Below are 10,991 nucleotides of genomic sequence, written 5' to 3' on the forward strand. Positions count from 1 at the left end.
TCAGCTCAACGTCATGCCTCAACCTCTACTCGTGCGCTGCAGACCTGGCTGAGATGTGCGTTTACGTCTGCACCAGACTGCGTCGTCGGGTCCATTCCGGCAAATTCAATTTTGCAGGCCAGACTAGTTACGCTGCGCTGCATCAAAGCGACCACGCGAGCGCGCATGCATAGCCCAGTGGCGCGTCGAGCGCCGTGACCGCGAACGCGCCCGCTTCCGCCGATAACGCATGACGCGCGCCCTTCCTCGATATCGACGCCCACGCGACGCCGAGCGGACATCGCGATCATCCCGTACGCGCCCGAGTGCGATACGTTGAAGTCGGGCGCGGCTTCGGATGAGACGAGCATGGGACGGCCGGCGGCGTCGGCTTCGATGACGAGACGCGTGGCATCGGCGTGAAGATGTGCGGCCAATAAGAGGCGCAAGGTGGCACGGACGGTCGCGAAGCGCGCGGCATCCGCGTGAAGCATGAAGCGGCGGGCGCGCGCGAGTTCGCTTTCGTGAAGCACGCCCGCGCCCGCGATTTCCAGCGGCGCGGCAAGATCGATCTCGACGCGCCATACGCTGACGTCGGCGGGCGTATCGGCGGGAAGCGACACGGATCGCACGTTCGCGCCGAGCAGACTATCGATTCCGGACAGCATGATGCTAGCGATACTCCGGATGCAGCAGCAATTCCGGCACGCCACGATCGTCGATGAACACGACCGCGTTCTGCTCGAATTCGCGCATCAGGGTATCCGCGATTTCGCGGGTCGCGCCGATGACGAACAGGCTCGCTTCCGCCTGCCATTCGCCTTTGGGATCGAAACCCTCGCCTTCGAGCGCGTGCAGTTTCAATTGCGCGACGCGTTCGGCCAACGCGCGCTGACGCGTCCGGTTTTCCGCATCACCGAGCTTTTCGCCGAACGGATCGAACGCCGTGACGAACACCGCGCTCGTCGCCGCGTGCCCTTCGATCAACGACGCCGCCGCCCGATTCGCGACGCCAATTGTCATCTCGACCGCCGGCGTCCCTTCGATGCGATACACCGCCGCGAGATACGCCGCGAGCGTCGGCGTCGGCAGCGTGCGATGCGCGTCGAGCAGGATCGGCTGACCGTGCGGCGTGTGGCTTCGTCCCATTCGTCCCGGCGATGCGCGAGCGCATCGGCATTCGTGCAGCCTTTCGCCGTGCAGATGCGCTCCAGCGCGGCGAGCCAGTGCGCGTAATAGGTATCGCCGCGATCGGGATCGCCCGCGGCTTGCGCATCGCGGATCGCTTCGCTCAGCGCATGCGCCCATTCGGTCCACGTAAAGACGCCGCGTTCGTGCAGCGCGAGCGTCATCGCGAAGGCCTGAGCTTGCCAGGGCGTCTGAAACACGGGACCGTCGCCGTCGAACGGAAGAGGGAAAACATGCGCGCCGCGAATCGCGACGATCGTCCCGAGCTTGCCTCGGCAATAGCGCGGCAAACGCGTATGCGTGGGCGGATTCATCACCTTCGTGCGAACGATGTCGTTCGGCGCGAAGCGCGAGGGCGTATCGATCTCGCGCTCGACGGGCGATCCGCGCAGCAAGGCCGCGCCGACATCGGCGGCCTTCATCGTGCGGACATTGGCTTTCGGCGGATCGATGGCATGGCCCGACGCGAGTTCCTCCGCGCTGGCGAGACTTTTCGCGGCGAGCAGCTTCTTCAAGCCCTCGAACCAGATCTCGTAATACGTGCTGCCGAGATACTGCGCTGGCGGCAGGCTCTCGCGCGCGGCGCGCGAGGTGTCGATGTTCCATTGGCCGGTTGCGCCCATCGCGAGCGTGACCGCCAGCACGCGACGCTCCCATTCGGCGTGAAAAGGCGACGCGCACGGTGCATCGCAGGCGTCCTGCGTCACGGGACCGAAGCCCTGCATGCCGCCCATGTCGTGTCCTGCGTTCATGATGCGGCTCCTTCAGTCGATGGCGCGGGTTGCAGCGCGATGCCGGTGCCGATCATCGAGTCGCGCGTGACGAGATCGGCGAGCGCGGTTTCGTCGAGATGATCGGTGCCGGGCGGACGCATCGGCAGGACGAGATAGCGCACTTCTGCGGTCGAATCCCATACGCGCATTTCGACGCTTTCAGGCAACTCGATGCCGAAGTCCTTCAGCACGCCACGCGGATCGATCACCGCGCGCGATCGATACGGCGCGGACTTGTACCACACCGGCGGCAAGCCGAGCACCGACCACGGGTAACACGAACACAGCGTGCAGACGACCATGTTGTGCACCTGCGGCGTGTTCTCGAGCGCGACCATGTGCTTGCCCTGACGTCCGGTATAGCCGAGCGAGGCAATGGCGGCGGTGGCATCGGCGAGCAGCCAGTCGCGGAAAGCGGGATCGGCCCATGCCTTCGCGACGACGCGCGCGCCGTTGCGCGGCCCGACGCGATGCTCGTAGGTTTCGATAAAGACATCGAGCGCTTGCGGATCGACGTAACCTTTTTCGACCAGCAGCGATTCCAGCGCGCGCACGCGCAGATCCATCTCGGAGAGTTCGCTGCCGGCGTGGTCGTGATCGTGATGATGGTCGTGGCTCATGGCGTGAGAGACGCGAGTGGACTCACGCGACACGTTACCGGAGTGACGAAAAGCGTGCAAACCGCAGCAGAATTGACGAGGACGAACGGAACGACGCGGAGGGAAAGAGGACGTGCAGAGACAGCGAGACGGCGTGTGCGTCTCGCTCAGGAATAATCGTGACGCCGCTCGCTGCGGCTAAAACTCTGGCGCGAGCGCCAGTCTTCCGAGCGCAGGACGTATTCGCCGTCCTCGCGCGCTTCTTCCTCGGAACCGAAGCCTTCGTCGCTGTAAGCGACGATCTTCATTCCGCCCGCCGTCCTTTCGACGGTGATCCCCCAATGCCACCCGCCTTCCTGATGGAAGACGTGCAGCGTCGGGTTCGACGTGCTGGTCATGTCCATGTGTACGGCTCCCTCAAGTCGACGTTCGTCGGGCTTACCGCGCCGCCTTCCCAAACGCCCTTGAATTACCGGGCGATTCTCGTGTGTCGATACCAATCAATATGCGCGCAGCCAATATAAAGATAAAGACCGCGCCACCCGCTGAGTCCAGCATACGCAATGCGATGCTGCGTTGCAACACGGGCTTACCCGATGCGTGGCGTCGACCACACGCGCAGATGCCGTTTCCGTCGACAACACAGCGCATCGGCCAATAAACGCCGTCAAACACGGCGTTATTCGCCATCCCAGTAGCCCAGTGATTCGTCGACGCGGAATATCGCCCGAAACCCTTTCATCGACGTGGCCGGCGCGGGTTCGTCCGAAACCAGTACCGCGTGCCGCCCGGTGTCCGGATACTCGACCACTTCGGGCGATTGCTGCGTGCTGACGGCCAGATAGCGCAAATCCGCCGCGCTCGTATTGACGATCTGATGCGCGGTCGCGGCGTCGCCCGGCGGACAGGCGATCATGTCGCCCGCCCGGATCGCATGCGATTCGCCGCCGATCCGCACTTCCCCCTCACCTTCAACGACAAAGAACATCTCCTCGTTGACGCGATGATGATGAAACGGAAACGCCCGCTTGCCCGGCGCGAGCACGATCAGGCTGTAGCCCAGCTTGCGCGCGCCCAGCAGCGGCCCGATTCGCGCGATGCGCGGCGCGAAACGCTCGGCGGCATCGCCCGTGGGCGCGACGGCTGCGGGGAACGGCTGCGGATCGAGTGCATCGAGATTGACGATGGGCGTTTTCATGGCGGGCGTCGATTGGGGAATGTGCGGTTGTCCGCTGTCACGCGCGCTGCGGGGAATCGGCGCTGGCGTTGAAATCGGAATCAGTTTGCGCGGCGACGTCGTGCAGCCACGCCGCGATGGTGGCGCAGGTCCAGTCGGCGTCGTCGTGCGGCAGATCGTGGCCGGCCCACGGATGCACCGCATGCTCGACGCCCCATTGCTTCGCGATGCGCGTGGAGCAGGCGGAATCGACCAGCTTGTCCTGCGCGGACGACAACAACAGCGTCGGATGGAACGGCGGGAACTTTATCGCGCGAAAGCGCGCGGCGGCGTAAAGCTGGCGCAGCGCATTGCGCGCGCTCGCGCCGCGCTGACGCCGCCATGCCGCCCATTGCGCGACATCGGCATCGAATGTGTCAGTTCGATTACAGGTCAAGGTGTGGATCATTTGCTCGCATGGCTCGGGCTGCGTCCAGGCGCGTGCGATACGCGCGAGCATCGGCCATGCCGACGGCCGCAGCCGTTCGTGCACGCCCGCGAACGGCCGCATGCTGGTGTTAATCAGCACCAGCCGCTCGATTTCCTCCGTGACGTGCTGTATCCACGCGCACGCGACCATCGCGCCGAGCGACATTGCCAGCACGCGGCATGGCTTGCTCACGTTCAGTTCGGCGACGCGGTCGCGTACGAAGGCCGTCATCGCCTCGACTGTCGCGGGCGTGACGAGTTCGTGTTCCGCGCCGTTACCCGGCAGATCGATGAACACGACGTGCTCGTCGTCGGCGAGCAAACCATGCGCGCGCATCGAGGTTTCGAAATGGTCCCAGTGGCGGGACTCGCGCGTGAGGCCGCGCAGTAATATCCAGTCGCTCATGTCGCGTCGGCGGGTTTCCAGTGGTCGCGGGCGCGGCGCATGACCTGCTCGCGGAATTCGCCGTCGGGCAGCCAGCGGCACGACGAAAACGCCGCCCGCGTCAAAAAGTCGAAGAAGCTCGGATGACGCCGCAACACGCGCCGCGTGCGATGCGCCTTGATCGGATTGAAAATGCCGAGGCGCGAGAACAATTGCATGGGGTTTTTGCGGATCCAGCGCCAGGAGCCGAGTTCGAGCGTCATCGGCAGAAAAATATTGGGCGCGCGGGTGCGATCGTACGCGCAGTCCCACAGATCGCCGTGCAGCAAATACTGATGGCTCTGCGGCTCGAACGCGTAACCGTGATGCGGATACGACTCCTCGAACATCGTCTTGAGCAGAAACATTTCCGGCAGATGCGCCATTTCGCGCTCCGTGCGCGCATACGGAAACCAGATGCTGTCGTTCCAGCCAAAGCCCGAATGACAGTCCAGCGCGAAGCTCAACGGACGCGACATCAACTCCTCATCGACCACGGACAACAGCGCCGCGCTCTCCGCTTCCATGTTCGCACCGCTCGCGCCGCGATACCACGGCAGCCAAGGCCCGATGCGCTGACCGCCCGCGAGAAACGGCACGCGGCCCTCGGCGCTTTGCGGCGCGTTGCGCATCAGATCGACGCCGTTGGGATTCGAGCGCCGGCGCGCGGCCATGCCGCCGTGATTGACGATCGGCATGAACACGAGCCGGATGGTGCGCAACTGATCGCGCAACAGTTCGTCCCATTCGAGGCGACGCAGCAGCGCGCGCATATATTTATATTCGAGCACGAGTTGCGTGCCGATGCACTCGAGCCCATGCACGCCGCCGAAGAAACCGACCGCAGGCGCGTTGCGATCCGTCGAGCCGATCGACGCCGTGAGAATCGGAAACGAATGCCGGTCGGCCTGCACTTCACAGATCGTGCGCCGCTCGAACCACGTACCGCCCGCGACGAGGATCGCCTTCAATTCGTCCATCTCGGGAAAGGTCTCGCTGGCAACGCGCAAGGTGCTCATGAGATGCGGCCTGTGGTATCCATTTGTTGTGGGTCGCCCGAAAACGCCGAGTATAGGTCCGATTGTCTGACAACAATATGCAATGCGCGTGCCGATCGTACCGTTTTCCGGCGCATTTCATCCGTCGATTGACGATCGCACGATGCCTCGCGCGCCCCGTTCCTGCAGGCTTTCGCGGCGTCACCTAGAATGAAATCACCGTTACCACACGGTATGAGGCTATCGTCATGACATCCCGAATCAGCATCTTGCTGGGCGCGCTGGCCTGCTGCTGCGCCGCCTCTTCCTTCGCGCAAACCACGTCCGATCCGAACGCGCCCAAAACGCGCGCGCAGGTCCGACAAGAGTTTCTCGTCTGGTACGCGGCCGGTTACGATCCAAACGACTGGCTCGGTTATCCCGACAACGCGATCCGCGCAAGCCGCATCATCGCGCAGCAACGCGATGCGCAGGCGCCGAAGCGCACGCAATAAGTCGCTTTACTCACCGTACTCGGAATATTTGCGCGCGTCGCCACGCACTTTGTCGGCGGGATATTTCGCGCGATTGAGCGCCATCTTTTCGATCAGCGCTCGATGCAGGTCCGCGTCGAGCGCGTCGGCGAGCATGATCAGATAAGCGAACACGTCGGCCATTTCGTGGCGCACCGACGTGAGCTTTGCGTCGTCCAGTTCGCTCTTGTCGCCGCTCGCCAGCCACGTGAACGGTTCGAGCAACTCGCTCGCCTCCACGCTCAACGCGGCCGCGAGATTCTTCGGCGTATGAAAGCGGCTCCAGTCGCGCTCGCGCGTGAAGTCGCGCAGCATCTCGCGCAGTTCGTCCAGTTGCGCCATGTGTCTCCTCTACTGTCTCGTCATGCGGGATACAAGCCGAGCGTGCGCGCGCGCAAACGCGTGAGGCCGAGCAATGCATCGGTGAAGGGCGTGGGCACGCCGGTCATCGCGCCGAGTTCGCGCACGGAGGCGACCAGCGCATCGAGTTCGATCGACTTGCCCGCTTCGACATCCTGCAGCATGGAGGTTTTCATCGCGCCGAGCTTGAGCGTGACGGCGTGGCGATCCTCGGGCGCCTGATCGATCGCGATGCCGAAGCGCGTGCCGATCTCCTTCGCCTCCAGCATGATGTGCGTCACGAATCCGCGCACGAGATCGTCGGAGAGGATGCGATCGGTCGTCGCGCCGGTGATCGCGCTGATCGGGTTCATCGTCATGTTGCCCCACAGCTTGAACCACACTGCGCGCTGAATCTGCGGCGCGAGCGTCGCGTCGAAGCCCGCCTTGGCGAACATCGACACGAGATCTTGCGCGCGCGGACCGGGCTGGCCGTTCGCTTCGCCGAGAATGAGGCCCATGCCCTGATGATGCCGCACGACGCCCGGCGCTTCCGTATAGCAGCTCGCGTGCACGACGCAGCCGACGGTTTGCGCCGTCGGAATCGCGGCGGCGATGCTGCCGTCCGGATCGACCGACTCCAACCGCTTGCCCGCGAACGATTCGCCGAGGCCGTCGCAGAACCACCAGGGCACGCCGTTCATCGCGGTGAGCACGGTTGTTTGCGCGTTCAGCAGCGGCGCGATATGCGCGGCGACATCGCGCGTGGCGGGCGCCTTGACGGCGACGACGACCAGATCCTGCTCGCCGAGCGCGGCGGGATCCGCACTCGCGGCAACCTTCACCGCATGCGTCGCATCCTTTTCGACGAGCCGCAAGCCGTGGGCATTCAGCGCATCGAGCGTCGCGCCGCGCGCCACCACGCTGACATCGCAACCCGCTTGCGCGAGCTTCACGCCGATCCAGCCGCCGATCGCGCCCGCGCCGTATATGCAAACTTTCATCGTCCGGTCCTCACGTATTCGGTTGTCGTCTTCATTGTAAAGGCCGGCTAGTGGCGCTCACGTATTTTTCAAGTCCCGCCGAGCCGATAAAAACTTCGATAAAAAAGCCTTTGCGTGCATTGAAACCTCGGCCGCCGCACCTACTTTGCATTCAAAGGCAGCGACATCTCGCGCTGTCGTCTCAACTTCCTGCTGCCGGCCCGGCCGTGCGCTATCGGAGACTGAACCATGAGTGACTTTTATTTTAGCGGCGACCTTTTTTCCGACCTCGATCGCGTGCAACGTCAGATGTCGTCGCTGTTCGGCACCGCGCCGTCGAGCATTCGTTCGAGCCGCGCCGATGCCTTCCCGCGTCTGAACATTGGCAGTACCGACGATTCGATTCAGGTCGTCGCGTTCGCGCCGGGCGTCGATCCGGCCACGCTCGATGTAACCGTCGACAAGGGCACGCTGACCATCAGCGGCGAGCGCCGCGCCGAAGCATCGGCCGAAGGGTCGCGTACCTATGCAAAAGAACGCTTCACCGGCGCATTCCGCCGCGTGATCGAACTGCCGCGCACCGCCGATGCCGACAAGGTCGAAGCGCGTTACGAGAACGGTCTGTTGACCATCACCGTCGGCAAGCGCGAAGCGTCGAAGCCGCGCGCCATCGCCATTCAATAAATTCGCTGGAGAGAACACGATGAACGACACCACTCAAATCGCTCCGCGCAGCACCGACGACGTGACGCGCAAGGCCGACGACACCACCCGCCGCCCCGCGCTCATCCCGGCGGTCGATATCGTCGAGGACACCAACGGCATCACGCTGTGGGCCGATCTGCCCGGCGTGCCGCGCGACAAGCTCGACGTCAAGGTGCACGATGCGCGCCTGTTTATCGACGCCGAATCGGTCGTCCCGACCGATTCGGCGGTGCGCGTGCATCACCGCGAAGTTCGCGCGCCGCGTTTCGCTCGCGTCTTCACGGTGAGCGACGACTTCGACACCACGAAGATCGATGCGAATCTGCAGAACGGCGTGCTCAAATTGAGCATTCCGCGACGCGAGGAAGCACGTCCGCGCCGCGTGGAAGTGCGCGCGCACTGAGTATCGGCTTCATTGCAACACGCCCGACGGCCGCGACATTCGCGGCCGTTTTTGCGTCCTGCGCCTCTATAATTCAGCGGGCAGCACTCTCCATCTGAATACATTACAAGCAAGGGACTGACGTGAAGAAGCTGTTGACGATGTTGTTGGGTTCGATGCTGGCCGTGTCGATCGGCGCGCATGCGAAGGAATGGTCCACGATCCGCTTTGGCGTGGACCCGAGTTATCCGCCTTTCGAATCGAAAGCGCCGGATGGTTCGCTGGTCGGCTTCGATATCGACGTCGGCAACGAATTGTGCCGCCGCCTCGACGCCAAATGTGTGTGGGTCGAAAATGCCTTCGACGGCATGATTCCCGGCCTCAAGTCGCGCAAGTTCGACGGCGTGCTGTCCACCATGTCGATGACACCCGCGCGCGTCAAGCAGATCGCCTTCACGAACAAGCTCTTCCATGTGCCGACACGCCTCGTCGCCAAGCGCGACGCCAAGGTGCAGCCGACGGCGGAAGGTCTCGCGGGCAAGTCGGTCGGCGTCGAACAGGGTTCGATGCAGGAAACGTACGCCAAGGCGCATTGGGGCGCCAAGGGCGTGACGGTCGTGTCCTATGCCGATCAGGATCAGGTCTACGCGGATCTGCTGTCGGGCCGTCTGGATGCATCGCTGCAAAACGCGGTGCAGGCGGAGCGCGGCTTTCTGAACACGCCGCGCGGCAAGCCATATGATTTCGCGGGCGGCGCGCTGGAAGATCCGGCGATCTTCGGGCCGGGCACGGCCATCGGCCTGCGCAAGGAAGACACCGACCTGAAGGCGAAGCTCGACGCCGCCATCGCCGCGATGATCAAGGACGGCACCTACAAGCGCATCGAGCAGAAGTATTTCGACTTCGACATCTACGGCGAGTAAGCAACGCAACGACCAACACAACGAGCAGCAAGGAGCACGCGATGACGCAACATGTCCACCCGACCGCCTCGCAAGGCTATACATCGGACGCCGACAGCTATGTGCGCGGACGGCCCGACTATCCGCCCGAACTGGCGGGCTGGCTCACGGACACGCTCGGCCTCGGGCCGGGCGCATGCGTCATCGATCTCGGCGCGGGCACCGGCAAGTTCACGCCGCGTCTCGTGCAGACGGGCGCGCGCGTGATCGCGATCGAACCGGTCGACACCATGCGCGCCAGGCTCGCCGCCACCTTGCCTGCGGTCGAGGCGCTCGCGGGCAGCGCGCAATCCATTCCGCTCGACGATGCTTCAGTCGATGCCGTCGTCTGCGCGCAGTCCTTCCACTGGTTCGCGAGCCGCGAGTCGCTCGACGAAATCCATCGCGTGCTGAAGCCGGGCGGCAAGCTTGGTCTCGTGTGGAATCTGCGCTACGCGCGCGTGCCGTGGGTCGCGCAACTCGATGCGATCGTCAATCTGCACGAGGGCGAAAGTCCGCGCTATTACACCGGCGAATGGCGACGCGCGTTTCCGCACGCGGGATTCGGCGCGCTGGAAGAGACGCACTTTTCCATCGGTCATACGGGAACGCCGGAGAACGTGATCGTCGATCGCGTGCGCTCCACGAGTTTCATTGCCGCAATGCCGGAAGCGGCGCACGAACGCATCGTCGCGGAAGTGCGCGCGCTGATCGACGCGGAACCGGCGTTGCATGGCAAGAGCGTCGTCACCGTGCCGTATGAAACGGCGGCCTTCGTCGCCATCAAACAAAACCAACAGATCAAACGAGAGATGTAAGTCGTCCGTTTCAATTCCGCGTTCGACCCGCGCGCGCAATTGAGCGATGATGCGTGAGGCTGCTTCACCGACCGATAAGCACACGACTTAGGGAGACGCGCATGGCGACACTCAAACAGATTCAGGCCAAGCTGAAGAAGCTGCAGTCGCAAACCGAATCGCTGATCGCGCAACGCGCTCAGGCCGTGCTCGACGATATCCGCGCGCTGATGGAACGCCACGGACTCACGACCGCCGATATCGATTCGCATCGGCGCCGCAAGACGCGCGCGGCCGCCAAGCCGAACGTCGCATTTCCCGCGCCTGCGGAACGCCTCGAAAACATGAAGACGCTCGCCAAGAAGGGCAAGCTGCCGGCCAAGTATCGCAATCCGAAGACGGGCGAAACATGGAGCGGCTGGGCGCGTCCGCCTGCGTGGATCGCCAATGTAAAGGACCGCAGCAAGTTTCTGATCGACGCGGAAGGCAACGAGAGCGTCGCGAAGGCGAAGAAGACGGCCGCCAAGAAAGCGCCTGCGAAAAAGGCGGCGGCGAAGAAGACCGCGGCTGCATCCGGCGCGGCGGCGAAAAAAACCGCGTCGATCGGGATAGGGGCAGGCCTCGCGGCCCGACCCCTCCCACACCACCGTGCGTACGGGTCCGTACACGGCGGTTCGGATCAGTTGATCGGCGCTGGACCGACCGACGGCAGGCCCAGCGAACGGA

At 63.8% G+C, this 10,991-nt stretch carries 16 protein-coding genes; 6 read left to right on the forward strand and 10 right to left on the reverse strand.

Annotated features, from left to right (window positions below):
- Nucleotides 1-11: 11 nt before the first annotated feature.
- The 8 genes from BVER_RS23820 to BVER_RS23855 form a co-directional block, all read right to left on the reverse strand.
- Nucleotides 12-647, reverse strand: coding sequence for a 4'-phosphopantetheinyl transferase family protein (locus BVER_RS23820; RefSeq protein ID WP_050455383.1), 636 nt, complete (start codon nucleotides 645-647; stop codon nucleotides 12-14).
- A 4-nt stretch (nucleotides 648-651) separates the two neighbouring features.
- Nucleotides 652-1,002, reverse strand: a complete 351-nt coding sequence (locus BVER_RS32820; protein WP_083452328.1) for a DUF3293 domain-containing protein — start codon at nucleotides 1,000-1,002, stop codon at nucleotides 652-654.
- Entirely contained in the window at nucleotides 999-1,919 is a 921-nt protein-coding gene (gene nthB, locus BVER_RS34480) for a nitrile hydratase subunit beta (RefSeq protein WP_083452329.1), read from the reverse strand. Before nthB ends, BVER_RS32820 begins: the two co-directional genes overlap by 4 nt.
- Nucleotides 1,916-2,560: a nitrile hydratase subunit alpha gene (gene nthA / locus BVER_RS23835; protein WP_083452330.1), complete on the reverse strand. Its 645-nt coding sequence runs from the start codon at nucleotides 2,558-2,560 to the stop codon at nucleotides 1,916-1,918. The genes nthB and nthA overlap by 4 nt, the downstream gene beginning before the upstream one ends.
- Before the next feature lie 146 nt (nucleotides 2,561-2,706).
- Nucleotides 2,707-2,943 (reverse strand): hypothetical protein, encoded by a 237-nt coding sequence (locus BVER_RS23840; RefSeq protein ID WP_050455385.1) that lies wholly within the window; start codon nucleotides 2,941-2,943, stop codon nucleotides 2,707-2,709.
- Between the two features lie 275 nt (nucleotides 2,944-3,218).
- Nucleotides 3,219-3,737, reverse strand: coding sequence for a cupin domain-containing protein (locus BVER_RS23845; RefSeq protein ID WP_050455386.1), 519 nt, complete (start codon nucleotides 3,735-3,737; stop codon nucleotides 3,219-3,221).
- Nucleotides 3,738-3,774: 37 nt separating this feature from the next.
- Entirely contained in the window at nucleotides 3,775-4,590 is an 816-nt protein-coding gene (locus BVER_RS23850) for an alpha/beta fold hydrolase (RefSeq protein WP_050455387.1), read from the reverse strand.
- On the reverse strand, nucleotides 4,587-5,627 hold the full coding sequence (locus tag BVER_RS23855) for a M14 family zinc carboxypeptidase (protein WP_050455388.1): 1,041 nt from the start codon (nucleotides 5,625-5,627) through the stop codon (nucleotides 4,587-4,589). Before BVER_RS23855 ends, BVER_RS23850 begins: the two co-directional genes overlap by 4 nt.
- A 227-nt stretch (nucleotides 5,628-5,854) precedes the next feature.
- On the opposite strand from BVER_RS23855, the gene BVER_RS23860 reads away from it, so the two are divergent.
- On the forward strand, nucleotides 5,855-6,100 hold the full coding sequence (locus tag BVER_RS23860; protein ID WP_083452331.1) for a DUF4148 domain-containing protein: 246 nt from the start codon (nucleotides 5,855-5,857) through the stop codon (nucleotides 6,098-6,100).
- Nucleotides 6,101-6,106: 6 nt separating this feature from the next.
- Here the strand turns inward: BVER_RS23860 and BVER_RS23865 are convergent, their stop codons facing one another.
- Entirely contained in the window at nucleotides 6,107-6,460 is a 354-nt protein-coding gene (locus tag BVER_RS23865; protein WP_050455390.1) for a nucleotide pyrophosphohydrolase, read from the reverse strand.
- Nucleotides 6,461-6,480: 20 nt separating this feature from the next.
- Nucleotides 6,481-7,461 carry a 2-dehydropantoate 2-reductase gene (locus BVER_RS23870; protein WP_050455391.1) on the reverse strand — a complete coding sequence of 327 codons (981 nt, stop codon included), beginning with the start codon at nucleotides 7,459-7,461 and terminating at the stop codon, nucleotides 6,481-6,483.
- Nucleotides 7,462-7,689: 228 nt separating this feature from the next.
- Between BVER_RS23870 and BVER_RS23875 the strand changes: the two genes are divergently transcribed.
- The 5 genes from BVER_RS23875 to BVER_RS23895 form a co-directional block, all read left to right on the forward strand.
- Nucleotides 7,690-8,124, forward strand: coding sequence for an Hsp20/alpha crystallin family protein (locus tag BVER_RS23875; protein WP_050455392.1), 435 nt, complete (start codon nucleotides 7,690-7,692; stop codon nucleotides 8,122-8,124).
- 19 nt (nucleotides 8,125-8,143) lie between these two features.
- A complete protein-coding gene (locus BVER_RS23880) occupies nucleotides 8,144-8,548 on the forward strand; it encodes an Hsp20/alpha crystallin family protein (protein WP_050455393.1) in 405 nt (134 codons plus the stop codon).
- A 122-nt stretch (nucleotides 8,549-8,670) separates the two neighbouring features.
- Nucleotides 8,671-9,450, forward strand: a complete 780-nt coding sequence (locus BVER_RS23885) for an ABC transporter substrate-binding protein (RefSeq protein WP_050455394.1) — start codon at nucleotides 8,671-8,673, stop codon at nucleotides 9,448-9,450.
- Between the two features lie 41 nt (nucleotides 9,451-9,491).
- Nucleotides 9,492-10,286, forward strand: a complete 795-nt coding sequence (locus BVER_RS23890) for a class I SAM-dependent methyltransferase (RefSeq protein ID WP_050455395.1) — start codon at nucleotides 9,492-9,494, stop codon at nucleotides 10,284-10,286.
- Between the two features lie 101 nt (nucleotides 10,287-10,387).
- Nucleotides 10,388-10,991, forward strand: a 604-nt coding sequence (locus BVER_RS23895; RefSeq protein WP_083452332.1) for an H-NS histone family protein, incomplete at its 3' end; no start/stop codon positions are given.

The organism is Candidatus Burkholderia verschuerenii (assembly GCF_001189365.1).
Classification (GTDB): Bacteria; Pseudomonadota; Gammaproteobacteria; order Burkholderiales; family Burkholderiaceae; genus Caballeronia; species Caballeronia verschuerenii.